A 24,168-nucleotide genomic window follows, 5' to 3' on the forward strand; every position below is an offset into this window, starting at 1 on the left:
AACGAGTATTTATGAACGTAAAACGCTTTTTCGGAACAATACTGACTATTCTTGGTATTGTCGGTTTAATTTATACAGGCTATGAACTCATCAATAAAAGCACTGCGTACACCAATTTAGGGGTAGTGGGCGTATTAGCTTTGATTTTCTTTTTTGCCGGTATCGGTCTGGTGAAAAATACCAAAGACGAGTCTTAGTATTAGCCACCAGTTAAAGACCAGCAGGGATTATAGTATATGGTGATCTCGATACATTTTTTGCATCGCTGACCGTTTTATAAGGTAACCACTATCTTTCCGACGGTACGGCCGGTTTCGATTTGTAGATGAGCTTTTGCCATCTCGTCGAAACCGAAAACATACGAAATGTGTGGTTTTAAAATACCATTTTCCAATAAGGATGCTATTTTCTGCATATCGCGACCATTTGAATAGACCGACATGAAATAATAGGCATGTAATTGTTTTTTTTGAGCCTGAAGCTCATCCGCTTTGCTGGCTTATGAATTTGGATTTACAGACGAAAGCCATATCAACAAGTTCTTCAAAAGACATAAGGGTATGATTTTAAAAGGGTTTCGTACCAGTGCGCTCTTGGGTAACAGGGAAGAGGCTTAAGTCAGATGCTCAGCTTTTTTATAAAAGATCAAACGAATACTCCATTTCGGTTGTTCCTAATACGAAAAATGAGACGATTGCTTTTGCTGGCTTGATTTACACTTTGTCAAGCCAGCATTTTTTGAAACCGACTATCCCATTATTGGGATCATAACTATATATCAGGGCCGGACTATTCCGGCCTTCTTTACTATATGGTAGCAAATCTTGAACCTGGGATATTTATTGTATATGTCGGGTTGCCTTTTGCAGATATTGCCTTTAGCTACTTCATCTTGCTGTACAACTAATGTTTTTTCTAGATCATCCCAATGCTGTTTCACAGCCTTGAAAACATGTTGAGAAATTTTCTAATACCATGATACTAAATTCCAGTAGCCCATTGTTCTTTATTTTGGTTAGGATAATCCTCATTATGGCAACGTAAGTAAATCCATTTTAGAGGCAACTTTGCATTCATATTAATATTAGTTAAAAATGGAAAATAGGCAAAAGGAAAAAGTTTGGTTCATTACAGGATCTTCAAGAGGGTTTGGAAAAATATGGACAGAAGCCGCTTTGAAACGTGGCGACAAGGTGGCAGCTACAGCACGTAATATAAATAGTATTGCCGTGTTAAAAGAAACGTATGGAGATCAGGTTTTGGTTCTTGAAGTGGATGTAACCAATCGCTCCCAAGTGCAAAATGCGATCCACCAAGCCAAGCAGTATTTTGGCAGATTGGATATTGTGCTCAATAATGCAGGGTATTCTTTAGTGGGGACCATTGAAGAGAGTAGCACTGATGAGGTAAAAGCCATGTATGAAACAAATATTATCGGACCTATCCATGTGATTCAGGCAGCATTACCCATACTGCGAGCCCAAGGGCATGGCCATATTTTAGGTACATCCAGCGCTGTCGGCATTTATAGTAATCCCCTAATCGGCTACTATTGTTCTTCGAAATTTGCGTTTGAAGCTATTTACGATAGTTTGTCTAAAGAAGTTGCGGCATTTGGCATCAAAGTGACGCTGATTGAACCTGGGGGTTACAATACCGAATTTGGCAGCACCGAATCACTGAAAATAGCCAGCAAAAAGCTACCGGATTATGACGATTTGAAAAGTCAGGTGATGAAAAATTTACAAACGATGAAGCGGGGAAATCCTAGTGCCACTGCCGATGCGCTATTTGCTATTGTAGATGCTGAAAACCCACCGTTGCGATTCCTTTTGGGTAAAAATGATCTGCCACTTATCCGTCAAATTTATTCAGAGCGTCTCCAGGAATGGGAAACCTGGAAAGCGATTTCTCAAGCAGCCCAAGGCTAGTGATCTATGTCGTCGTTAACAATCTTGCGATCTATTCGCTTTTCTTTTTTGTGAGGAAAAGCGAATATTGTTTAACTTGTAACCTAGAATTTTTATAATATGGTTTCCAAAAAATCGAATCATTCCGTAAAAAGATTTAATACGCTGGCCGATGTCATGCAGGCATCAGGTTTTCCGCCGCCGCAGCATCCCTTAATTGTTTTGTTGAATGGGGTAGACAAGCCACTTGAAGGTCATGCTCCTCCTAAATCACATGTGTTGAACTATTATAAAATAGCTTTTAAACCAGATGCCGGAGGGGAACTAATCTATGGCCATACCAAATTTGATTTTAAAGAGGGCGGTCTGTTTTTTGTTGCTCCTCAGCAGATTCTCTCTGCTATAGAAACGGATAAGCAGAAGGAAACTAGAGAACAAAGCATACTTCGCCCACAGATCACGCTGCTCATAGATCCTGATTTTTTATTGCACTATCCGTTAGCCCAAAAGATCCATCAGTATCACTTTTTCTCCTACGCTACCAATGAAGCGTTGCACCTTTCGAACAAAGAAAAAGAAACCATTCTATCACTTTTCAGAAATATAGAAGAAGAACTTGAGAACCGTATAGACGAGATGAGCCACAATGTGATCATCGCCCAGATTGAACTGTTGCTTAATTATGCCCAACGATTTTATAACAGGCAGTTTCTGACCCGAAAACAAAACTATCCAAGTATTGCCGAGCGTATTGATCAATTGTTGGAGGATTATTTCAATAGCGATAAGGTCCTGAGTGGAGGAGTTCCCACCGTGAATTATCTGGCTGAGCAGCTGCATATGTCAGCGAGTTATTTAAGCGATCTGTTGCGAAACCTTACCGGTCAAAACACCCAGCAAATCATTCATGATAAAATGATTTATCGGGCAAAGAATAAGTTATCTACCACAACTCTCCGCATTTCTGAAATTGCATTTGAATTAGGTTTTGAACAACCGCAATCTTTTAGCAGATTGTTTAAATTAAAAACCAAACAAAGTCCACAACAATATAGAGCCCAATTCAATTAATTTTTACGGATACTTAAACTCTCCGCACTATTTTTTCCGCGGCGGATTTGTATCAGCGTTTTTGAGAAAACACTTCATTTAGTCAATTTTACAATGGAAGTTTTAACACTTGTAATCAGCAGTAAATGGTACTTACAATCTAATGGAAGATAAATATAATCTGTTAAAAGAACATATAGAGAAAGTCGTTGTACTTACTGAAGATGAATTTGACTTGGTAAAAGCATGTTTTATTCAACGGCAGTATAGAAAGTCGGAATGTATTTTTAGGGAGGGCGATACCGTAAACTATATTTACTTTGTATTGTCTGGTCTTCTTAAATTTTATTATACAGACGATGACGCTAAGCAACATATTGTTTCATTTGCAATGGAAGACTGGTGGGAAACCGATGTTTCGGCCTTTTACACGGGCGGAAATGCTTCATTTACTTTGGAATGTCTTGAGAGAACAGAATTACTTTGTCTGTCGCTGGAAAATTTTGAAAGGTTGTGCAATAGGCTTCAAAAGATGGAACGCTTTTTCCTTCGTAAATCAATTGCCGGGCATATCGGTTCCCAGCAACGGATCTTATCATTTTTAACCTCGGGAGCAAAGGAAAGATATGAGCAGCTGATCAAAAGAAATCCCGCTTTGCTGCAACGGATTCCAAAATTGTTGCTTGCTTCTTACCTAGGCGTATCCAGGGAGACATTAAGCCGTCTATTTTCTTGATTTTATTTAATTGTGAGGTTTGTCACACAGGTGAATGTAAAAATATTTTGAGCTTTGCTCCATAATAATTTTACAGAAATGGAAAAGAAAATAATCAATCCTTGGAACTGGCAGGAAGCCAGAAATTATGTGCAGGCTGTTGAAATTAAACATGCCAATTCAACCTTATATGTGTCGGGACAATGTGCTATTAGTGATGATGGCGTATCGAGCACTGCTGATATGAGAACGCAAATTTTTCATACTATTGAAAATCTTGAAAAAATTATTCAATCAAGTGGATATGAAGCTCGACATCTCGTTCGCCTCAATATCTACACGACCGATTCTACAGCGCTATTTGAAAACTTTGATGTAATTCAGGATTGGATTACTAAAAATAAAGTGAAGCAAACAAGTACAGTTTTGGAAGTCAAGACATTGTTTGAAACTTTGAAGGTAGAACTGGAAGCAACACTGGTTAAATAACGTCAGGATTAAAAAAATGGCGATAGCTCGCTATTTGCCATTTTGTTATTGTTGAATAACGTCCATAATCCGCATTTGGTTGGAAACTCATAAAGGACAATTCTAATAGCTATAAAACGAAATAATCAGCAAAACTTTTCCCCTAAAATAGCAAACGCTCTGCAGCGAGGATTGTTCTTTCTTTGCAGGCATAGGTTTTTGATGCTTCGGAAAATCGTATAAATTTTAGCTCATTACTCCATGGATCAGCTTAGCTTATTTCAACATGAAGGATATATTTTTCCGGAAGATCTCCTGAACTTTGAGCCGGACTTTCTTATGCAGGAGGAAGCTGATCAGTTGTTTGATTTCCTGCTGAAAGAAGTACCCTGGCAGCAGACATCCAAAATAATGTACGACCGAACGATATTGACTCCTCGCTTGACCGCCTGGTATGGCGACGAAAATGCTACTTATCAAATGGCCGGAAAAAGGATAGCCGTGAATGAATGGCTTATCCCATTAAAGGCGTTGAAGGAGCGGATTGAACAGCGGTTTCATTGTACATTCAATTCCGTCTTGCTCAATCTATATCGCGACAACAACGATTCAGTCGCTTGGCACCGCGATCGCGAGAGCGAATTGGGCAATAGACCCGTGATCGGGTCGGTGAGTCTGGGACAAGCACGCTATTTTGATTTCAGGAAAGTGGACGATCATAATAAGAAGTATTCGTTGCTACTGAACCATGGTGCTCTGTTGTTGATGAAAGGCAATCTGCAGGAGACATGGGAACATCGAATCGCAAAATCTACGCAAAAGATGAGCGCAAGGATCAACTTGACATTTCGCCTGATCAACGAACTAGAGAATGAATAAACAATTTTTGTATAAAGATCAAAAGAAAGAGAAACGTCCCTTGTTATAACAATACTTTTCATAAATAAGGTTAATAACAGATAGTAACAACCTTAAGTTCTCGATTTAAGGTTGTTTATCTAACATATTTTAATTTGAATTAATTCTTTTTTTATTAAAAAACTATTCAAATAAAATTGTTGTTTTGTCATAAACTAAATTTCTATAGCATATTACAACTTTATGCACAATCAAAGATACCCCAAAAACGATAACAGCCATCCTCTTATCATGGATAATAATTATAAGCTGGTCGCTGATATGATTAAAAAAGATCTTTTTGGAGTGCTCCTTAAAGCTAAATTAATATGTAATACGGAAATTGCAGTGTTGACTTTATTTGATAACAGTCAAAATTTTGTACAGACTTATTTTCATGATGTCGATGGCAATGTAAGTATCGATAAGGTATTTTTCGATTATGTGTTTGATGTCAACGGCACGCTAGAAATTCCAGACGTTAGCACTGAGCCTCAATCGCAGCGCAATTCAGTTATTTTCCAAAATTTTGGTATACTATATTATTATGAGGCACCATTAATCGGTTACGACGGAAAAATAGTTGGTTTTTTAAGCGTTATGGATAGACGCCCCAACAAGCTTACGGATAGTCAACGGACTCTTCTTTCATTATTGTGTATAGAAGTTTTTAATTTACTTCAAGAGAAAAACCGGCATCTCCAGTTAACTAGTAAGTTGGAATATGTGAAGTCTACACTAGACATGACCAGTCAGGTTGCCAGAGTAGGGAGCTGGGAGTATGACTTAGTTGATGATTATATCGATTGGTCTGAAATGACCAAGATTATTCATGGGGTTCCAAAGGATTATTGTCCATCTATTGAAACAGCAATAGAGTTTTACAAGGATCCTCAACATAAAATGAAAATTGTTCAGGCTATAAATTGCGCAATATCTACGGGAGCATCATGGGATCTTGAATTGGAGATTGATACCTATCAGGGTACAAGGTTGTGGGTTAGAGCATTAGGCAAAGCAGCTTTTAAAAAGGGTAAATGTGTTCGACTATATGGCACTTTTCAGGATATCGATAAGCGTAAACGCTCTGAAGCGGAATCGATACGTTCTAAGAAAATGCTTGAAGATGTTTTGAATGCCACTACTGCCGTTGCTATCATAGCAACTGACGCAGAAGGGGTGATAACCCTTTTCAACCGGGGCGCAGAAAATTTATTGGGGTATAAAAGTGAAGAAGTGATCGGTAAAATTACGCCGACATTATTTCATAGCAGTAGAGAAGTTAGAGATCGCGCGAAGGAACTTGAAATTGAATTTGGCTATCCGATTAGTGAATTTAGAGTGTTCGTCGAAATAGCGGAGCGCTACGGATACGAGCAAAGAGAGTGGATTTATATAAAAAAGGATTTTACGCAACTTTATGTATCTCTTGCCGTTACTGCAATGCGTGATATTTCTGGTCAGATCATAGGTTATCTTGGCATTGCCACAGACATCACGAAGATTGTACTTCAAAGAGAAGAGTTAGAGAAAGCTAAAAAGCTTGCTGACCAAGGTAGCGTGGCGAAGTCAGAGTTTCTCGCCAATATGAGTCATGAAATTCGTACACCTCTTAATGGGATTATAGGGTTTACGGATTTGATGAGTCGAACAAAACTAGACGATACACAAAAAGAGTATCTTTCCATTGTTGATCAGTCTGCTAATCTTCTTTTGAGTATCATAAACGATATACTTGATTTCTCTAAAATTGAAGCTGGCAAATTGGAGCTTTCTGTTGAAAAAAATGATCTGTATGAGATGTTTGCTCAGGTGGCAAGTTTGATTGATTTTCAGTGGAAAGCCAAAAAATTAGATTTTCGGGTAAATTTATCAGAATCACTACCACATTATGTTTGGGTTGACTCACTTCGTCTCAAACAGGTGCTCATGAATCTTTTAAGTAATGCAATAAAATTTACGGAAAAGGGAAGTGTTGCGCTACATGTTGATGTACTATCTTCGGACGAAAATTCCACGACGCTTCGCTTCTGTGTTACGGACAGCGGAATCGGTATTAAACCGGATAAACAGCAAAAGATATTTGAAGCATTTTCTCAAGAAGACGCGTCAATAAGTAAAAGATTTGGAGGAACAGGGCTAGGACTTAGCATTTCCAACCAATTGCTAAAAATGATGGACAGTAAATTACAATTGGAAAGTGAACACGGAAAAGGTAGCAAATTTTATTTTGAAATAACATTGAGATCTCTAAAAGGGGATGTATATGAATGGAAACTTTTAGAATCTTTACATATTATGATAGTCGCCCGGCGAGATGCCGAACGAGCAAATATTGCATTGATGTTGCAGATGAAGAAAGTTAATGTCTCGTTGGCCGATAACGGATTTGAAGTTCTTCAATTGTTGACTAAAGGAGAACGGTATGATGCGATTATTATCGACAATGATCTACCTATTATGAACGGTATCGATACTGTAAAAAAAATCAGGGAAAAGTTACTTTACAGAGGAGTTGGACAGCCCGTAGTTTTAATGTTATCAGTGCTTGAAACCAACCCAGCCCTTATTGCTGAAAGCAGCAATATTATTCATTGTATTAACAAACCAGTTAAAGTAGATCAACTGTATTCAACATTAGTTGCTGCGCTACAGCTGAATGAAGGATCTATCAAATATGCTGAAAAAGAAACGCTCTTTTTGGAAGGCAAATACAAGATTTTAATTATTGAAGATAATAAATTTAGTATGTTGCTCACCAGAACCATTGTACAGAATGTTCTTCCCAATGCTGAAATCATAGAGGCTGTCGATGGTTTCGCGGGATTTGAATTGTTTAAGGACAATAGGCCTGATTTGGTATTCATGGATATACAGATGCCTGAAATGAATGGATATGAGTTAACTGAATTGATTAGGAAAAATGAGGACGGTAGGATGCATACACCAATTATAGCATTGACTGCAAGCAATATTAAGGAAGAAAAAGAACGATGCATTTCGTGTGGAATGGACGATTTTGCAGTGAAGCCTTTTGTTAAGAAAACGGTGCTGGAGCTTTTGAGAAAATGGTTGATAAACGACGACAATGAGTAAAGAATAAATCTAATTCACAATTATCGAATGTCCTACTTAAATCCTAATCTCTACAGTTCGTCGTAGCATTGAATATATCTTATTTCATCGTTTAAAACAACATGTTCCTCTGTGTGGTTTTATAAACTAACGGGGTATCATACTGATCCATCACAAGATCTAATGCTTGTAGACCGACAAAAATTAATGATTCAAAACAAATTGATAAAAATGAAAAATATAAGAATATTACAGATAGCCAATGAATTTATAGCAAAGGGAGATTATGAAAGCTTCTTAGCTTATTGTACTGCAGACACGAAATGGGTCTTTGTAGGGGATCGTATCCTCCATGGAAAAGAAGAAGTCCGTGCTTATATGAAAGAGTTCTATCAGGAACCACCAGTTTTTAATGTGGAAAAATCGATTGAGGAAGGCGATTCTGTTATGGTGACCGGAGAAATTCGGTTGAGAAATAAGGCCGGAAAATATGAGCATTTCGATTATTGCGACATTTGGCGATTCGAAGATGGAAAAATGGCAGAGCTTAAAGCATTTGTCATTGAAAAACACGGATCGCCGCTATCGTCATCCGAATAGGCTTGGTATTTGATCTATTTCGTGTGTGGTTATACAATAATCCGTAATTTTGATTGAACGTGTGGGGCTTTTCACCGGATGTGCCATAGTGAATTTAGCGGGGAAGGCTATTGCGCACAAACTCACTAAAGCAATGGAAAATGAATTAATATATCAGGCAGTAAAACCTGACAGACCGTTAGCGGATTTTGTTGACAGCTTTTGGCTTTTACAAAATCAATCGGATTGTGATAAAGAGGTTGTTGTACTGCCTGACGGAAGAGTTGATCTATTTTTTACGCAATCTGCAACAGAGCCTTTCCACATGACGCTTTTGGGCGTCCAAACTAAGTCAGGGCGGGCGACCATTGCGCCTTTGCGACAGACTTACGCCATCAGTTTTAACCCGCTTGCAATCCAATCTGTTTTTCAGACCAGCATCGCCAACTTGGTGGACAGGGCAACTCTGTTGCCTCCTAATTTTTGGAACTTTAGTGCCGACGACCTGAATGACTTTGATTTATTCTGTGCGAAAACGACAAAAAAAATACAGTCACTTTTGCCACGTGAAGTTGACAACAGGAAACGAACACTGTTCGACCTTATTTATACATCAAACGGGGCGATTACAATCAAAGAACTTGCAGCACAATCGTTTTGGAGTCGGCAGCAGATCAACCGTTATTTCGATCAGCAGTTCGGACTTACGGCAAAAGCATATTGCAATATTATCCGCTTCCGTGCTTCCTTTCAGCACATCAAAGAAGGCAAATTGTTTCCACAACAAAACTTTGCCGATCAATCCCATTTTATTAAAGAAGTCAAGAAACTTGCTGGTGTTTCACCAAAAGAACTGTTGAAGAACCAAAATGAGCGTTTTATACAATTTTCAACGCTCAGATCCACCTAATTTTGTTCAGTCAAAAAAATTAAATTGTACTGGATATGAAATTACAAGACAAAAAAGTGGCAGTCGTTGGCGGTGGTCCAGGCGGACTCACATTAGCCAAACTCTTACAATTAAAAGGAGCAAATGTAACCGTATATGAACGTGATAGCAATAAAGAAGTTCGCCAGCAGGGAGCCACACTGGACCTGCACGAAGAAAGTGGATTGGAAGCTCTTCGCAGGGCAAATTTGATGAATGAATTTAAAGCTAGCTTTCGACCCGAGGCTGGACGTTTAAGGGTGTTGGACAAGCAGGCCATCATCAAAATGGATGAGCACGAGCTTCCACATAAGGATCAGGAAGATCGTCCTGAAATTGATCGTGCCCCTTTGCGTGATATTTTAATAAACGCATTGCATGAGGGTACCATTGTCTGGGACAGTCAGTTTGTTTCAATGGAAGAACAGGATCATGGCTGGCTTCTGCATTTCAAAAACGGAAAATCTTTTTACGCTGACCTTGTCGTCGCAGCGGATGGTGCAAATTCAAAAATTCGCCCTTATTTAACCGATATTAAGCCGATTTATTCTGGCATCACGATTGTTGAGGGAAATGTCTACGAGGCTGAAAGAAACGCACCGAAACTTTGGGAAATCACAAAAGGCGGAAAAGTCTTTGCGCTTGGAAACGGACAATCCATTATCTTAAGTGCAAAAGGAGAGGGCAGTTTATCGTTTTATACCGGTTGTAAAGTCCCTGAAAATTGGGTGCAGGAAAGCGGCATTGACTTTAACAACAAGCAACAGGTATTTGATTGGTTTAAAGTCGCGTTCTCCTCCTGGAGCGAACAATGGCATGAACTTTTTGCAAGTAATGAAATTTGGTTTATGCCACGCCCGCAATATTATTTTCCATTGGACGAGACTTGGCCCACATTACCCAACTTGACCATGCTTGGCGATGCGGCACATCGTATACCGCCCTATGCCGGTGAGGGTGTAAACCAGGCAATGCAGGATGCTTTTGAGCTGGCCGAAAATTTGACCAGCGATCATTTTCCGGATATTCAGACGGCAATTTCACAGTATGAAAAACAAATGCAGGCAAGGGCGGCCGAAGTTACCAAAGATACGTTGGAAAACACCGAAATATTACACGCGGAAGGTGGACTTGACAATTTGCTGGCGATGTTTAACGAGCGGAGGTAAACCACGCTCGGCCATTTCGTGGGCAAAAACCACGATTAATCCAATACCTACTCTTTTCCGTTCTATTTTATACGATCGGTTCTGCTGTACTTTGCTTTGAACAAAATATAAATACTATGCCAAGTGCACCAAAGTGGTTATTTGATACCTTAGAATTCTTAACGCCCAAGCTGCCTTTGATCGAAGTTGTCGAAACAGTCTCTTTATCAAAATCTGTGAAGAGGATTTGTTTCAAAGGGGATTTAAAAAATGTACAATTTACGGTCGGTTCGTTCATAGACTTCAGAATTAATGATACAGAGGCTCGAAGATATACCGTTTCCCATGCAGATACTGAAAAGGGCTTGTTTGAATTCGTCGTTTATTTGAATGGTAAAGGTTGTGGAAGTCGTCTTATGGCGGATTTGAAAGTGGGCGATCAAATTGTGATGTATAAGCCAAGAGCGTTAAGTAGGTACTATGATAAAACAACGCAAAGATTTGTCATTTTTGGCGATGAAACTTCGTTAGCACTTGCTTGTTCTTTTCTTCCAGTGTTAAAGAAGAACAAGCATCAGTTTATGTTTATTTTTGAATTAGAGGAAGAGAACAAAGATGTTCCAAAATTATTGGGTTTGGAAAACTGCCTGATATTTTCCAAAAACTTTTTGTCCAACAAGCAGGAGTGGGTAGGCAAACTGCCGGTGATCGATACTCCAGATTGGCAAGAAGCTAAGTTCGTGTTGACAGGTAATGCAAAATCGGCTCAACTCTTCAGAAAAATTATTAGAGAAAACACCAATGGTACCGTTTATTTACACGGCTACTGGTTAGCCGGTAAAAAGGGATTATAAATAGCTTTGAATTATCATACACATCATTAGCCGCCTGGGCTGGTCCAGCTTGGTAAATAAAGGTGAACTGTGGGCGATGAAGATGAAGGATTGTCAGCATTAAACCGTAATTTTATCGTTCAAACACGTTGAACATGACATTTCTATACCAGTATTTTCGCTTGTATTGGGTGCTAGCGGCATTCCTATTTTCCTTCCATGTTTCTGCACAAAAGCAATCAGGAGTGGACAGCAATGCGTTGGCTATTCACTTTGTTGACGGACAACTTCCTGAAGGTAACTATACCGCAGCGGTGTTGGGAATTCCTCGACCTAATGCATCGCAGCTTGCAATTGTTGAGAAAATGAAACAAGCCTTGAAAGCCAATGAAGATTGGTTTTTCAAAACAATGAAGGAATTAAAACCCGGAGAGCCTATACCATATCACAAAAATCTAGGGATTAGCGAAGCGGAGTATGCTACTTTTATGGAGTTCTCCCAGGCTATCAAAATAGATAAAATAGGGGCTATGGAGCTCAAGATCGTTCGAAAGGACAATAGCATCCATTTCGAACCTAAAGACTTCGGCGATTACTTAAAATATGTGGTCATCAATTTAAAAGACCAGCGGGTCAGGGTTGATAGCCTGGGCTTGGAATACAAAGGGCAGATCATTATGGATGCTAAACGGACAACACTGGTTGCTGGACCTTGGGCAGGTTACTCCTGGCAACTCGAAGAATTTAAGAAAGACGGACAATTAATTTTAGATCCGAATAAAGTGGATCCTGCAGAGATGGGAGAACTGAATATAAAATCTATTGAGGTGATAGTTGGCAAACTCGATCATAATAATCAGTGTTTTCTATATGTCAAGAGCAATATTGTCGATAAAGGCCATGTGCTTGCAAAACAGGATATAGCCCTTTTATTAACGAAAGAATAGGCAGAAATTCAGAAATATACCTAACTTTAAATTAGAGCAAAGCCCAAAGCCGGTTTAACATTGGCTCAAGCGGAGATCTAGCCAAAAAAAGGCTCCCTTATCGGTTAATAAGGGAGCCTTTTATTTGAAAAAAATCGCCTATCCATTTTCCACTTTTGATTTTTCATGGGCGAGAAGTTCATCTGCGCAGAGTTTTCCGAATTTATCGGCCGCCAATGGGCTATCCCCAGTAATCAATTTTCTGTCAACGTGACAATCGCCGGCAATTTTTTTATTCAAAATTTCTACCCCAAGTTGTTTGAGTTTTTCGCCATAAAACCAGGGCATCTCGCCCGGCTGGTAACCACTTTCTGGCAAAGTCTTATCCATTTCATCGGGAAACGAATTGATCTTATACCCCTTAAAGGGAAATTCAGCGTCTCCGCAATCTGCAGCGCTTAAGAGCGCTGCCGGGCCATGGCAGATTGCCAAGAGATATTTATCTTCAGTTACTGCCCATTTGATAAGTTCTTTTACATCATTATTTTCAGGTAGCCCGAGCATTGCGCCATGTCCACCTGGAATAAAAACGGCCACGTAGTCAACATATCCTTTGTTCGTATCAGCTATAAAATCCCGTAGGTTGTGCGGGTTTGAAAATTGTGTATTATACTTGTCGAGGATGTTACCGATGTTTTCATCTTCGTACGGCATAGCCCACATTTCGAATTTTACAGGAGCACCGGTTGGTGTGTAGAAGTCAACCTCAAATCCAGCCTGTTCGAAATGAAGAATGGGAACGAGTGTTTCGACCGGATGATTGCCTGTTGAAAATTTCTTTCCATTTTTCATGGTCATATACCGTTCTTCTGTGCAAAGCACAAGAATCTTTTTTCGGGTGTCCTTGTTGACATCGCTGTACTTTTTTTTGCTGTAATTTGTCTTGGTCGTAACCATTGTCTTTCTTGAAAAAAAAGAAGGTTCGTAACCAATCCCGTCAAATACGGGTTCTTTGCTCAAATCGTTTGAAAATAATGACATAGTAATATTTTTTTTGGTTCGACATTCGTGCTATTGATAAGCTTCGAAGGTCAAACTTTCCACATTTATTAATCTTTAAGAGATAACAATATCAAAACCCATGCTGTTTCGCCTAAAAAATATTTGTAATCAGGGCAAAATATTTTACGAGGAACTTGGCTTTATGTACTCAAAAATATTTCATCGCTAAAGTAACTAACCATATCAGGTTTTAAGGTAGCTTGGACGCTGTTCAAGCGGGCTTTTTCTTTTTGTACATGAGGGAACATATTTTCCAATTTGCCGTCTCTTCAATACAATCCAACAGATCGATATCCGGCATCAAGGTATACGTTTCATTTGGCAGGAGTAAAAAAAATATTAGCTCCAGTGTAACGGATGTTTACCTCCATATACTTATTGTATATGAAAGAACTATTCAAAGCAATGCTGTTGCTGTTTTTAGGCACAGCTTTTACGAAAGCTGTATCGGCGCAGTCTAATACGAGTCAATCGGTTATGGTTGAGGGAAAAAAAATGGCCTATAAAACCAGCAATCTTGCCAACCGCAAAGCGGGGGAACCTATTTTGGTGTTCGAAGCCGGATTGGGCGGCGGTACATTTGATCCGATTTTACCCCTTTTGCCCAACCATATCGCGAGTATTCAGTACGAAAGAAGTGGTATTGGTAGTTCCGAACCCGACTCCCGTATTGTGACAGATAGCCAGGTGGTGGCGCGCTTACATGGCCTTTTGCAAACCTTGGCCATTCAGCCCCCTTACTTGTTAGTGGGGCATTCCATGGGAGGCCCTTACATCCGTCTGTTTGCAGCCCAGTATCCCGATGAAGTACGCGGACTGGTATTTTCGGACCCGACGGATTTTATGTTAACCGAGCAAGAGGATGAACATGCTAAAGTGGTCTCGCAGAGTAAAACGAGCTATCAGCAGATTACAAAGATTATTATGGAGCAGATGTCCAAAAATAAAAATTCCAGTGCGGGAGCACATATTGATGCTGCTCGAGCGCTAACGTCCATTTCAAAAGGATACTTTCATGAATACCGAACATTGCCGCCATTGAAAAAAGAAATTGCTGCTACAGTGATCATATCCTACAACAAAAATATTGAACTGCCGGATGAAGAGCTGGACCGTAAACTAAATCTGGGTATCAATTTTAAGGCATGGTGGAAAGAATACGATGAATTGCGAATCCAGCACTATGCAGCATTGTTAAAAGACAATGACCATAGCATGCTTGTCCTGCTCCCGAAATATTCACATGGTATTTACTACCAAAATCCGCAATTGGTTGCAAAACTCATACAGGACAATTTTAATAGCTATAAAAAGGAATAACTACCTCGAGTCCCTTGATTCGAGGATGGATCCGATGTAGGAATCAAGGCTTTTTATTTTCCCCTTTTCTTCTTTACCAGCACGATCCAATCGTCCTGTACACTTTCTGTGCCGACCAATAACAGGGCATCATCTATCGACAATAAATCGTCTTCCCAAAGTGGTGTTGTGCTGGTTTGCGCGAGCAGTTGTTCAAGATTTCCTTTCATGGGTTTATAGGCGTGCTCGCCAAATTTTCGCCATAAGTACATGAATCCTTCACGCTTTAAATAGCTGAGTATCTTTTCGTTCATAGGTCCCGTTTTGTAATAAACAGCACATCCGCCATCTTTTTTAAGCCAACGACCGACTATAAATTATATCGCTGACAATGAATGTGATAAAAATTAAACCATTGACCTTCTTGATTGTTTGCTAATAATATTAGTAATTTTGAACTGAGCAACTACCAAATTAAGAGAGGCCGAAGGACGGCTTTTTTATACAATTGAAAAAACATGGAGAGGAGTATAGTACATTGTGATCTCGATACATTTTTTGTATCTGTCGAGCGCTTGCAGAACCGCAAGCTCATCGGAGTACCCGTGCTCATAGGAGGAAGTAGTGACCGCGGGGTAGTTGCGTCTTGTTCCTATGAAGCCCGTAAGTTTGGCGTGCATTCCGCTATGCCGATGCGGCTGGCACTACGCATGTGTCCCGAAGCCGTTGTAGTCCGGGGCGATCACGATCGATACAGCCACTATTCCGGTATCGTTACACAGATTATCGAAGAAGAAACGCCTATTGTCGAAAAAGCCAGTATAGACGAACATTATCTCGATGTCTCCGGTATGGACCGCTTTTTTGGTTGTTGGAAATGGACCCAGGAGCTCCGCCAGCGTATTATCCGAGAGACTGGGCTACCCATTAGCTTTGGCCTGTCGGTCAACAAAACCGTCTCTAAGATCGCCACCGGTACGGCCAAACCCTGTGGCGAAAAGCAGGTACAAAATGGTACCGAAAAAGGTTTCCTCGCACCGCTATCCATCCGCAAGATTCCCATGGTAGGCGAGAAGTCCTTTACCTTGCTCCGAAATATGGGGATTTCCAAGATCGGAACCCTACAGCAAATGGAGGTGTTCACCATGCAGAAGGTCCTCGGGGAAAATGGGATCAACATCTGGCGCAAAGCCAATGGGCTTGATGATTCCCTGGTGTTGCCTTTTCGGGAGCAAAAGTCCATGTCCAAAGAAAATACCTTTCAGCAGGATACTATCGATATGGATGTACTACGTCGCACGCTGATCAGCATGGTCGATACACTCGCTTTCGATCTGCGCAAAGAGCAGAAACTAACCAGCTGCGTCACTCTCAAGATCCGTTACAGCAACTTCGATACCCATACGCAGCAGTTGCAGATTGGCTATACCAATTCGGATCGAAAGCTTACCGATGTGGTGCTTTCGCTATTCAAAAAACTCTATAGCCGCAGGATGCTGATACGGCTTATTGGGATCAAGTTCTCAGGCCTGATATACGGTTCTTACCAGACCGATCTCTTTGACGATAGCGCCGAAGAGGTTAACCTCATGCAAGCCATGGACAAGATCCGAAAACGCTATGGGGCCGAATTTCTGATGAAGGCCATCTGTGCGCCGCTGCCGGAGAAAGGAGGGGAGCATGCTCTTAAATCTACATAGCTATTATAGCCTACGTTTTGGTACCCTCAGCCTGCAGGATCTCGTGTCGGGCATGCTTGCTGGCGGTTATGATACCGCCGTGCTTACCGATATCAACAACAGTTCGGGATCACTGGATTTTATCAAACTGGGGCGCGCAGCCGGACTGAACCTACTCGCAGGGATGGAGTTCCGCAACGACGATCAGCTTTGTTTTGTAGCCATCGCCAAAAATGAGTGTGGCTTCCGTGAGATCAATGAGTATCGAACTAAGCTCAATATGGAAAACCGCGCTATACCGGAGCGTGCGCCCGAATTTGAGGAGGTCTTTGTCATCTATCCCTTTAGCAGGCTCAATGCCTTTCCATTGCGGGACTTCGAATACATCGGCGTTCGACCCAGTGAGCGGACCCGCGCCCAGCTGATGGACCACAAGGTACTTGATCGCTGTGTGATAATCGCACCCGTCAGTTTCCGCAAAACCGACTACACCTTACATCGGCAATTAAGGGCGATTGGTAACAACTTGTTAATTTCGCAGCTTAACAAAGGGCAGATCGCTGCCGAGGACGAGGTATTTATCCCTCGGGTCAAGCTTATGCGCTTATTTACCGACTTGCCCCAATTGCTGGCCAACACCAACCGTATACTGGGCCAGTGTTCTTTCAGTTTCGATTTCACCAGTGTTAAAAATAAAGCAACCTTTACCGGTAATCGCTACAACGATAAGCAGCTCCTGTACAAGTACTGCATGGATGGCTTTTCCAGACGCTATGGTCGTAACGACCGGGTGGCAACCGAACGCATCCAGCGCGAGCTCGAGATTATCGAAAACCTGCGTTTCTCCAGTTATTTTCTCATTACCGACGATATCTGCCGCTACGCACGTGGGCGCAATTTTCACTATGTAGGCCGTGGATCGGGGGCCAATTCTGCTGTTGCTTATTGCTTGGGGATCACCGATGTTGACCCCATTGCACTTAAGCTTCCCTTTGAGCGTTTTCTCAATCCCAAGCGCAAGAGTCCGCCTGATTTTGATATAGATTTTAGTTGGAATGAACGCGACGAGATGTACGACTATATTTTCAACCGTTATCAGACAGGACATACAGCCCTGATGGGCGCCATGAGCACCTTTCGCTCCCGCAGCATCCTGCGCGAGCTGGGTAAGGTATATGGGCTACCCAAGGCCGAGATCGACCGCCTGGTGCATGAGCCCGATCATATGCTCAACAAAAATGAGGTGACTAATACAATTCTGAGCGTTTACAACCGCATGGCCGATTTTCCCAATCAGCGGACCATCCATGCCAGCGGCGTGCTCATTTCGGAGGAACCGCTCACCTGTTATTCGGCGATGGACAATCCGCCCAAGGGATTGCCGACCATGCAGTTTGATATGTATGTGGCCGAAGATATCGGTTTTGAAAAGTTCGATATCCTTTCCCAGCGAGGTATCGGCCATATCAAAGATTGCCGGACCATTGTGCGGGAAAACTTGGGTGTGGTGATCGATACCGACAACCCCAAGCGTTTTTTTCAGGATGCCCATATTGCGACGCAATTAAAATCAGCCAATACCATCGGCTGTTTTTATATCGAGAGCCCGGCCATGCGGCAGCTGCTCACTAAACTGCGTTGCGATGATTACCTGACGTTGGTGGCAGCGTCCTCCATTATTCGGCCTGGTGTGGCCAGTTCGGGTATGATGGGCGAATATATCCGCCGGCATCACGACCCCACGACGGTCGTCTATCCGCACCCCGTGTTTAAGGAACAGCTCGAAGAGACCTATGGCGTGATGGTCTATCAGGAAGATGTGATGAAGATCGCCAATGCCTACGGTGGACTCGATATGGCCGATGCCGATGTGCTGCGGCGCATGATGTCGGGCAAATACCGGAGCAAAGACCACCTGATCGAAATCGAGGATAAATTCTTTTCCAACTGCAAGGCCAAGGGATACCCCGAAAAGACGAGCCGCGAGATCTGGCGGCAGATGGAAAGTTTTGCGGGCTATTCCTTTAACAAGGCGCATTCCGCATCCTTTGCCGTAGAGAGTTATCAGAGTCTTTTCCTGAAGACCTATTATCCTTTGGAGTTTATGGTTGCGGTACTCAACAATTATGGTGGGTTTTACAATCGTAAAGTCTATGTCAATGAAGCACGAATTTCAGGCGGCAATATCTGCCTGCCCTGTGTCAATCAGTCCGTTTTTAATACCTCCATTCAGGGTAAGGATATTTATCTGGGTTTTGACTGCCTGCTCAACTTGGAGGGTAAACTGGCCCATCGCATTATCGAAGAGCGCGAAGCGAATAGCACCTATACGAGTCTGGAAAATTTTGTTAAGCGCACACAGACGGGTATTGAGCAGGTTGTTATCTTGATCCGTGTTGGAGCCTTGCGCTTTACGGGGACGGGAAAAAAGCAATTGCTGTGGGCTTCGCATCTGATGATGAGCAAGCATAAGCCTGTTGCAACGGGTATGGCGCTCTTTGAGACTGAGAGTCGCAAGCCTATACTGCCACCCTTGGAAGAAGATATCTTGGAGGACTATTACGACGAAATGGAGCTGATAGGCTTCTGTGTCACAGGGACGCTTTTTGATCTTACCAAAAGCAATTACCGGGGCGATATGCCAGCCAGAGAACTCCACTTGTTTGAAGGAAAAATAGTCCGCGTTGTAGGGGATTTTGTCTGTGAGAAATTTGTGAAGACCGAGCGTGGCGACCTGATGAAATTCGGTACTTTCCTCGATGCCGAGGGGCGCTTTTTTGATACCGTCCATTTCCCACAGAGCCTGGTCAAATATTCGCTCCATGGGACGGGAATCTATTTGGTTGAAGGCAAAGTTGTCGTAGAATATGGTTGCCCTTCCATTGAGGTGATCCGCTGTGCTAAAATGCCGTTAAAGCCAGACCCTAGAAGCGAGTAACCTGCCGCTTTAATCCAGTACTGCGGTGAGGTTGGGATTAATCACAAATTTACCTTCTGCAGTCTCTTGGATGAAATCTGATAGATTGATATGAAGCATTAGCGTATGGTTTTCATTCGGAGAAAGCTTATTGTCGGCAGCGATATTCACCGCGATAATTTGTCCTTGCGGCATCTCTAAAGCATAGGGAAGGTCATCTATGACTATTTCATTTCCTTTAGGGGCAACTTTTAGCATAACTTCCTGTAGGCTGCCATGGGGCACATGTCCACCCGCGATGATGCTATCCTTTTGAATTCGGAGGATGTTTACCCTTTTATTTGCCTCGATTTTTCCTCCACCTGCAGACGTGCGGGTCCATAACTTCTGGATCTCGAGATGGACTGCATCATACTGATCACCTTCAGTTTTTACCGTTACTTTTAAGTGCGCCTGCTCGGGTGCGGGGCTATCATCCTCATGGCAGCTACCTAAAAGTATGAGGAGGACCAGGCCCATAAGATGCAACAGCACAGAAACCCTGCGGGCGGTTAACTTTGTATTTTTTCTATTGGAAATCAGGGGCATAATTGTTTTTTATAATTGAACACATGAGGAGCGGTCATCGTTTGCTTTTTTGTAAAAACAGCCCGCTACGTGAGCCATATACACATTGTCCATTTTTCTCTTACTATTCAATTTAACTTTTCATATCTTTGTAGTTCATGCAAAAACAACTATTCACATATTATAGTTTAGCGATTGGAATGATTGCCTGATTCCGGGTGTCTTGCTTCTTGCGTTTCGCTGGTAATAAGCATGTTACCAGTGGTATACCTGTGAGTCATTCGGATGACCAATAATCAGCAATTTAATTCATCATTCTAAATTAATAATAAATGAATAACCTCGCATTATTTGGTTGGAATAGTGACCTATTTCAGCTTAAACAAGAATCTACATATTCTAATCTTTTTCATGGTCGTGTTTCGGCTGTGAACAAAACTAACTACGAGATCATGTCCGAGAACGGCTTGCTATTTTGCGAGCTGGCGGGCAATCTGCTCTTTGGAAAGTCAGCGTTTGAGCTACCCTGCACGGGGGACTGGGTTATCTTTCAACCTTTTGACGACAACAAAGGAATAATTGTCGATATCCTATCACGTACCCACACATTGTACAGAAGAAAGAGTGGTACCACTTCGGATAAACAGGCAATAGCATCTCATATAGACAAAGCTTTTATTGTTCAGAGCTTGGATGCCAATTTTAATCCCCGTCGAACGGAACGGTTTATGGCCCAGGTATTGGAAGAAAATATTCAACCGGTGCTCATACTCACTAAATCTGATTTGGATTTTAATCGACAGGATATAGATGAGTCGTTAAAACACCTTACCAGCAACGTGCAAGTATTTTACACAAGCATTCATTCCACAGAGTCAATTGTTCTTGTACGTGAATCTATCCTGCCTGGGGAAACAATAGTATGTATAGGCTCCTCTGGTGTAGGAAAAAGTTCTTTAGTCAATGCGTTATGCGAACGCACAGTGTTGCTCACCTCCGAAACAAGTAACGCCACAGGGAAAGGTAGGCACACTTCAACCCGGAGAGAAATGGTCTTGATGGATGGTTCCGGCGTTTTGATTGACACGCCCGGTGTAAGAGAATTCGGTTTAGCGTTAGAAACTCCCGAAACATTGGAAGACGTATTTGATTTCTCTGGATTTGCTGGCTCCTGTCGCTTTGACAATTGTGCTCATCTTTCCGAACCTGGATGTGCAGTTAAGAATGCGGTAGACAATGGTCTTTTAGAACCTCGTGTATACGAAAGCTACTTAAAATTGAGAAGGGAATCATGGCATTTCTCCGTATCTGAACACGACAGGCGCAAAAGAGATAAATCCTTCTCAAAAATCGGGGAGGAGGCGAAGCGAATAAAGAAACGCTAATCAATTTTTCAATTTTATACAGATGTTCCTTAACAATGTTGAACATCTGTATAATTTAAGATGCAGATATCAAACCTTGGTAGTCACGAATTCAGTTTATACTATACAATTCTACCCCCCGGAAACTACTAATTTTCGGGGAAACATTTCATGTAGCGGATATAATAACAGAATCGATTGAATCAGGGGAAAGTACTACTTTATTAAAAAGGCCGGCGACATGAATTACCGACCTTTATAACTACTAAAACAAACTAATTTAACCTATCAGATAACGATATTCATTTATAATAGTTCATTTTTTAGCAAAAAAAGGACTAATCTTTCGATTAGCCCCTAACTAAATTATAGACAGATCCATAAAGGACCGGAAAATACGTTTAATATGGCCAGGCCTAAAACCTGACCATACAATTAAATCAATCTAACTGAACTGATACATAACGATTGACGCTAAATGGACAATTCTGTTAACAGCTTGGTTTGATAAAAATGGAAAAAGCCTTGAGGGGGGAACCCAAGGCTCTAATTATTATTAACCTATATTTTTGAAAAGTACTTATAATACAATGTCGAATTACTTTTAGTTTGAAAAAAATAAAAAAGGCTGATCCTAAGACCAGCCTTTAAAATCAACCATAAAAAATAAAACCTATTAATCGTGTCCTTCAGTCTTAACGATCTTATTGTAAATTCCCAATAATAAAAACGGTGCCGCCCATTGACCGACGAACAAAGCTGTATTATCATCTTTTGTTTTGCAACATTTTAATGCTGCTGAAATTCCCATCGCTGCAAGTGATGCCGCCAAGAATAAAATTGAGGGAATTTTAGAAGTTTGCTGTTCTACTTCTTTTGTTACTTTGTCTTCATTTCCTGTTGTAAGTGCCATAATATGTATACTTTGGTTTATTAATGAACTACTTTCAGGGATGAATAGTTTAGTTTTATACAAAAAAGACCGAGACTCAGCATCTCGACCTTCCATTCAAGACATTGCACTAAAGACTTTTATGTCGTTACTTTGGTATTCCTAAGAAATAAAATACGCTATTTTGTGTTAAGGTTCTTCGTTATCTGCCATGATTTTAAATGATGATTATAGGTGAGCATCCAAGCCGTTTCATTGGCTCTCTTTCCTTTTTCATTTAAATATTCACCTACTCGTACTGTTATCAGTGTTGTATTATCTCTAAGTATTTCAGCATATGCTTTTTCACCAGTGCTAAGTTCTGCTATTGCCGGAATATTTTCTACACCTACTTCGGGTTCGAACAGGAATGTTGCTGTACACCCAATATTGAGACTTTTTCCTTGAAATATGATTCCGTTCATGATGTTATCTTTTTAAGGGTGAGAAATTTATATTACAAAGAGAACCGCTATGGCATTGGTACCCTTTTATAAGTTTTACAGTAATATAACGTTTACAAGTCGTGATTTATTTTTTCTTGCTAATTTTATGAAATAAATATTACATTTCTTCAATAAGATCGCGAGTCCCTTGATGCTGGGGTGATCCATTGCAAGCGATCGGTTTGGTTCGGGGTCAGCTGTAGGATCTTTGACTAAGCACAAAGTTAACGACTTTTTGAACTATATGGGCTGCATTACTGTTCCAAAGTAAAGAGAACCGTATATAGCTTTTGAAGATGAAATTTGTCAAAGTAAATCGAGTCGTATTAACCGCGCTGCGAGCGATGGGGTATAATGTGCTGATTTCACCTGTTGAAGTTCAGGATCCACAAAATATTACTTGGAAGGCGATGTGGGTAGAGAACGTCGATACCTGGATTAGGAACTTGTATTGTGGGCAGGGAAGTACGGCTCGTCCAAATATTCTTGACATTGATTATGTACTGGCAAACGTTCCCGAGTGCTATTTGTCAGGAAGTGTATTTATAGAAAGTGATAAGGTCTATTAGTCTATAAATCCGCTTCGTTATTTGGAGTGAATATCTTCTGTTTAAAGATTATTGTGGCTACGTTTTTTTAAGAGATCCAGAGGTTAAAGAATCGTTGTACGATTACCCATTTACCATTCACTTTTTCAAGAAGAAATGCATCACCGTTTCCACATAAAGGACCGCATACATAGTCAACCGGCACGTATTCTTTTTTGCGGTTATACCCCATAATGGGAAGATGAAGGTAATAAATGCTTTGATTACGGTTCATCCTGTATTTATCGGCGTCATCGACATTGTACGCTGCTTTGATAGCGGCTGGAATCGGGATGATTGCCTTCCTTTCGTTCATCTGATTAAGCATATCCAGCGAGTCTTTGAGCTGGTTATCCAGTATTTTCATCAGCTTCTGTGGATCGACGTTGTAAAAAACATAATTCCTGTCATGCAATGATGAGATAGAATCTCTCATAAACTTATTATGAATGAACGCCCTTCGTTCTCCTTCACGTTGCAGTTTGATACCGGCCGAATCGTCAGACAAAATTGTTTCTAAAATGGAAACATAGTCTTTTTGCACTGAGCTGTCATTGTATATTTTGGATTTATTATTTTGGACAGGTGTCATTGTACTTTTACGCATTGTACAGCCCTGGAAAACTAAAAAAAAGAAGATAATATATAGATAATTCATATGCAATTAGTTGTTCCTATTTCCGTACTAGATCTGTGCCAAAAAACTTCATTTTCAGTTTTTGGTCTAATGCCGCTTTCCATCTTTTGCGCCATCCCAGACTTCAGTAATGCTACAACTGGGTGCAGA

The 24,168-nt window shown here is 41.0% G+C and carries 23 protein-coding genes and 1 pseudogene; 17 read left to right on the top strand and 7 right to left on the bottom strand.

What is annotated here, in order from left to right; translation table 11 throughout:
- Positions 1 to 11: 11 nt before the first annotated feature.
- Positions 12 to 197, top strand: a complete 186-nt coding sequence (locus B3297_RS21445) for a hypothetical protein (RefSeq protein ID WP_046675983.1) — start codon at positions 12 to 14, stop codon at positions 195 to 197.
- A 77-nt stretch (positions 198 to 274) separates the two neighbouring features.
- Here B3297_RS21445 and B3297_RS21450 read toward each other — a convergent pair.
- A pseudogene (locus B3297_RS21450) lies at positions 275 to 460 on the bottom strand (zinc-binding dehydrogenase); the annotation flags it as partial.
- Positions 461 to 1,094: 634 nt separating this feature from the next.
- Here B3297_RS21450 and B3297_RS21455 point away from each other — a divergent pair.
- The 11 genes from B3297_RS21455 to B3297_RS21505 all read left to right on the top strand — a co-directional run bounded on the left by B3297_RS21455 (position 1,095) and on the right by B3297_RS21505 (position 12,550).
- Positions 1,095 to 1,931 carry an SDR family NAD(P)-dependent oxidoreductase gene (locus B3297_RS21455; RefSeq protein ID WP_286779465.1) on the top strand — a complete coding sequence of 279 codons (837 nt, stop codon included), beginning with the start codon at positions 1,095 to 1,097 and terminating at the stop codon, positions 1,929 to 1,931.
- Between the two features lie 99 nt (positions 1,932 to 2,030).
- The gene (locus tag B3297_RS21460) at positions 2,031 to 2,981 is read left to right on the top strand and encodes a helix-turn-helix domain-containing protein (RefSeq protein WP_286779466.1); all 951 of its coding nucleotides are present in this window, start codon (positions 2,031 to 2,033) and stop codon (positions 2,979 to 2,981) included.
- A gap of 142 nt (positions 2,982 to 3,123) precedes the next feature.
- A complete protein-coding gene (locus tag B3297_RS21465) occupies positions 3,124 to 3,696 on the top strand; it encodes a Crp/Fnr family transcriptional regulator (RefSeq protein WP_070568463.1) in 573 nt (190 codons plus the stop codon).
- A gap of 78 nt (positions 3,697 to 3,774) precedes the next feature.
- Positions 3,775 to 4,164 (top strand): RidA family protein, encoded by a 390-nt coding sequence (locus B3297_RS21470; RefSeq protein ID WP_286779467.1) that lies wholly within the window; start codon positions 3,775 to 3,777, stop codon positions 4,162 to 4,164.
- Between the two features lie 240 nt (positions 4,165 to 4,404).
- A complete protein-coding gene (locus B3297_RS21475; protein ID WP_286779468.1) occupies positions 4,405 to 5,022 on the top strand; it encodes an alpha-ketoglutarate-dependent dioxygenase AlkB family protein in 618 nt (205 codons plus the stop codon).
- Between the two features lie 270 nt (positions 5,023 to 5,292).
- Positions 5,293 to 8,136: a response regulator gene (locus B3297_RS21480; RefSeq protein ID WP_286779469.1), complete on the top strand. Its 2,844-nt coding sequence runs from the start codon at positions 5,293 to 5,295 to the stop codon at positions 8,134 to 8,136.
- 210 nt (positions 8,137 to 8,346) lie between these two features.
- Entirely contained in the window at positions 8,347 to 8,715 is a 369-nt protein-coding gene (locus B3297_RS21485; protein ID WP_286779470.1) for a nuclear transport factor 2 family protein, read from the top strand.
- A 133-nt stretch (positions 8,716 to 8,848) separates the two neighbouring features.
- Positions 8,849 to 9,604 carry a helix-turn-helix domain-containing protein gene (locus B3297_RS21490; RefSeq protein WP_286779471.1) on the top strand — a complete coding sequence of 252 codons (756 nt, stop codon included), beginning with the start codon at positions 8,849 to 8,851 and terminating at the stop codon, positions 9,602 to 9,604.
- A gap of 35 nt (positions 9,605 to 9,639) precedes the next feature.
- Positions 9,640 to 10,791 carry an FAD-dependent oxidoreductase gene (locus B3297_RS21495; RefSeq protein WP_286779472.1) on the top strand — a complete coding sequence of 384 codons (1,152 nt, stop codon included), beginning with the start codon at positions 9,640 to 9,642 and terminating at the stop codon, positions 10,789 to 10,791.
- A gap of 116 nt (positions 10,792 to 10,907) precedes the next feature.
- On the top strand, positions 10,908 to 11,624 hold the full coding sequence (locus tag B3297_RS21500; RefSeq protein ID WP_286754538.1) for an FAD-binding oxidoreductase: 717 nt from the start codon (positions 10,908 to 10,910) through the stop codon (positions 11,622 to 11,624).
- A gap of 134 nt (positions 11,625 to 11,758) precedes the next feature.
- Entirely contained in the window at positions 11,759 to 12,550 is a 792-nt protein-coding gene (locus tag B3297_RS21505; RefSeq protein WP_070568446.1) for a hypothetical protein, read from the top strand.
- A 138-nt stretch (positions 12,551 to 12,688) separates the two neighbouring features.
- Here B3297_RS21505 and B3297_RS21510 read toward each other — a convergent pair whose 3' ends face one another.
- Positions 12,689 to 13,570, bottom strand: coding sequence for a DJ-1/PfpI family protein (locus B3297_RS21510; protein ID WP_070568443.1), 882 nt, complete (start codon positions 13,568 to 13,570; stop codon positions 12,689 to 12,691).
- 405 nt (positions 13,571 to 13,975) lie between these two features.
- Here B3297_RS21510 and B3297_RS21515 point away from each other — a divergent pair, with 405 nt between their 5' ends.
- Positions 13,976 to 14,911 (top strand): alpha/beta hydrolase, encoded by a 936-nt coding sequence (locus tag B3297_RS21515; protein ID WP_286779473.1) that lies wholly within the window; start codon positions 13,976 to 13,978, stop codon positions 14,909 to 14,911.
- Positions 14,912 to 14,964: 53 nt separating this feature from the next.
- Here B3297_RS21515 and B3297_RS21520 read toward each other — a convergent pair whose 3' ends face one another.
- Positions 14,965 to 15,204 carry a hypothetical protein gene (locus tag B3297_RS21520; RefSeq protein WP_286779474.1) on the bottom strand — a complete coding sequence of 80 codons (240 nt, stop codon included), beginning with the start codon at positions 15,202 to 15,204 and terminating at the stop codon, positions 14,965 to 14,967.
- Between the two features lie 204 nt (positions 15,205 to 15,408).
- On the opposite strand from B3297_RS21520, the gene dinB reads away from it, so the two are divergent.
- Both dinB and B3297_RS21530 read left to right on the top strand, forming a co-directional pair.
- Positions 15,409 to 16,590 carry a DNA polymerase IV gene (gene dinB / locus B3297_RS21525; protein WP_070568437.1) on the top strand — a complete coding sequence of 394 codons (1,182 nt, stop codon included), beginning with the start codon at positions 15,409 to 15,411 and terminating at the stop codon, positions 16,588 to 16,590.
- On the top strand, positions 16,571 to 19,507 hold the full coding sequence (locus B3297_RS21530; RefSeq protein WP_286779475.1) for a DNA polymerase III subunit alpha: 2,937 nt from the start codon (positions 16,571 to 16,573) through the stop codon (positions 19,505 to 19,507). The genes dinB and B3297_RS21530 overlap by 20 nt, the downstream gene beginning before the upstream one ends.
- Before the next feature lie 9 nt (positions 19,508 to 19,516).
- Here B3297_RS21530 and B3297_RS21535 read toward each other — a convergent pair whose 3' ends face one another.
- Positions 19,517 to 20,074 carry a DUF4382 domain-containing protein gene (locus B3297_RS21535; RefSeq protein ID WP_070568776.1) on the bottom strand — a complete coding sequence of 186 codons (558 nt, stop codon included), beginning with the start codon at positions 20,072 to 20,074 and terminating at the stop codon, positions 19,517 to 19,519.
- A 311-nt stretch (positions 20,075 to 20,385) separates the two neighbouring features.
- Here B3297_RS21535 and rsgA point away from each other — a divergent pair, with 311 nt between their 5' ends.
- On the top strand, positions 20,386 to 21,438 hold the full coding sequence (gene rsgA / locus B3297_RS21540) for a ribosome small subunit-dependent GTPase A (RefSeq protein ID WP_070568773.1): 1,053 nt from the start codon (positions 20,386 to 20,388) through the stop codon (positions 21,436 to 21,438).
- Between the two features lie 655 nt (positions 21,439 to 22,093).
- Here rsgA and B3297_RS21545 read toward each other — a convergent pair.
- A complete protein-coding gene (locus B3297_RS21545; RefSeq protein ID WP_112374587.1) occupies positions 22,094 to 22,330 on the bottom strand; it encodes a hypothetical protein in 237 nt (78 codons plus the stop codon).
- A 158-nt stretch (positions 22,331 to 22,488) separates the two neighbouring features.
- Positions 22,489 to 22,773: a hypothetical protein gene (locus B3297_RS21550; RefSeq protein WP_070568770.1), complete on the bottom strand. Its 285-nt coding sequence runs from the start codon at positions 22,771 to 22,773 to the stop codon at positions 22,489 to 22,491.
- A gap of 317 nt (positions 22,774 to 23,090) precedes the next feature.
- Between B3297_RS21550 and B3297_RS21555 the strand changes: the two genes are divergently transcribed.
- Positions 23,091 to 23,363 (top strand): hypothetical protein, encoded by a 273-nt coding sequence (locus B3297_RS21555; protein WP_070568767.1) that lies wholly within the window; start codon positions 23,091 to 23,093, stop codon positions 23,361 to 23,363.
- A gap of 67 nt (positions 23,364 to 23,430) precedes the next feature.
- On the opposite strand, the gene B3297_RS21560 is transcribed toward B3297_RS21555, so the two are convergent.
- Positions 23,431 to 24,039: a hypothetical protein gene (locus B3297_RS21560; protein WP_146753053.1), complete on the bottom strand. Its 609-nt coding sequence runs from the start codon at positions 24,037 to 24,039 to the stop codon at positions 23,431 to 23,433.
- Positions 24,040 to 24,168: the final 129 nt, after the last annotated feature.

This window comes from Sphingobacterium sp. UBA3519 (assembly GCF_002377215.1).
In the GTDB taxonomy this organism is placed as follows: domain Bacteria; phylum Bacteroidota; class Bacteroidia; order Sphingobacteriales; family Sphingobacteriaceae; genus Sphingobacterium; species Sphingobacterium multivorum.

Bases quoted from the DNA above. Each gene is read 5' to 3' on its own strand.
- B3297_RS21445 (WP_046675983.1), top strand. From the start codon at position 12: ATGAACGTAAAACGCTTTTTCGGAACAATACTGACTATTCTTGGTATT.
- B3297_RS21455 (WP_286779465.1), top strand. From the start codon at position 1,095: ATGGAAAATAGGCAAAAGGAAAAAGTTTGGTTCATTACAGGATCTTCA.
- B3297_RS21460 (WP_286779466.1), top strand. From the start codon at position 2,031: ATGGTTTCCAAAAAATCGAATCATTCCGTAAAAAGATTTAATACGCTG.
- B3297_RS21465 (WP_070568463.1), top strand. From the start codon at position 3,124: ATGGAAGATAAATATAATCTGTTAAAAGAACATATAGAGAAAGTCGTT.
- B3297_RS21470 (WP_286779467.1), top strand. From the start codon at position 3,775: ATGGAAAAGAAAATAATCAATCCTTGGAACTGGCAGGAAGCCAGAAAT.
- B3297_RS21475 (WP_286779468.1), top strand. From the start codon at position 4,405: ATGGATCAGCTTAGCTTATTTCAACATGAAGGATATATTTTTCCGGAA.
- B3297_RS21480 (WP_286779469.1), top strand. From the start codon at position 5,293: ATGGATAATAATTATAAGCTGGTCGCTGATATGATTAAAAAAGATCTT.
- B3297_RS21485 (WP_286779470.1), top strand. From the start codon at position 8,347: ATGAAAAATATAAGAATATTACAGATAGCCAATGAATTTATAGCAAAG.
- B3297_RS21490 (WP_286779471.1), top strand. From the start codon at position 8,849: ATGGAAAATGAATTAATATATCAGGCAGTAAAACCTGACAGACCGTTA.
- B3297_RS21495 (WP_286779472.1), top strand. From the start codon at position 9,640: ATGAAATTACAAGACAAAAAAGTGGCAGTCGTTGGCGGTGGTCCAGGC.
- B3297_RS21500 (WP_286754538.1), top strand. From the start codon at position 10,908: ATGCCAAGTGCACCAAAGTGGTTATTTGATACCTTAGAATTCTTAACG.
- B3297_RS21505 (WP_070568446.1), top strand. From the start codon at position 11,759: ATGACATTTCTATACCAGTATTTTCGCTTGTATTGGGTGCTAGCGGCA.
- B3297_RS21510 (WP_070568443.1), bottom strand. From the start codon at position 13,570: ATGTCATTATTTTCAAACGATTTGAGCAAAGAACCCGTATTTGACGGG.
- B3297_RS21515 (WP_286779473.1), top strand. From the start codon at position 13,976: ATGAAAGAACTATTCAAAGCAATGCTGTTGCTGTTTTTAGGCACAGCT.
- B3297_RS21520 (WP_286779474.1), bottom strand. From the start codon at position 15,204: ATGAACGAAAAGATACTCAGCTATTTAAAGCGTGAAGGATTCATGTAC.
- dinB (WP_070568437.1), top strand. From the start codon at position 15,409: ATGGAGAGGAGTATAGTACATTGTGATCTCGATACATTTTTTGTATCT.
- B3297_RS21530 (WP_286779475.1), top strand. From the start codon at position 16,571: ATGCTCTTAAATCTACATAGCTATTATAGCCTACGTTTTGGTACCCTC.
- B3297_RS21535 (WP_070568776.1), bottom strand. From the start codon at position 20,074: ATGCCCCTGATTTCCAATAGAAAAAATACAAAGTTAACCGCCCGCAGG.
- rsgA (WP_070568773.1), top strand. From the start codon at position 20,386: ATGAATAACCTCGCATTATTTGGTTGGAATAGTGACCTATTTCAGCTT.
- B3297_RS21545 (WP_112374587.1), bottom strand. From the start codon at position 22,330: ATGGCACTTACAACAGGAAATGAAGACAAAGTAACAAAAGAAGTAGAA.
- B3297_RS21550 (WP_070568770.1), bottom strand. From the start codon at position 22,773: ATGAACGGAATCATATTTCAAGGAAAAAGTCTCAATATTGGGTGTACA.
- B3297_RS21555 (WP_070568767.1), top strand. From the start codon at position 23,091: ATGAAATTTGTCAAAGTAAATCGAGTCGTATTAACCGCGCTGCGAGCG.
- B3297_RS21560 (WP_146753053.1), bottom strand. From the start codon at position 24,039: ATGAATTATCTATATATTATCTTCTTTTTTTTAGTTTTCCAGGGCTGT.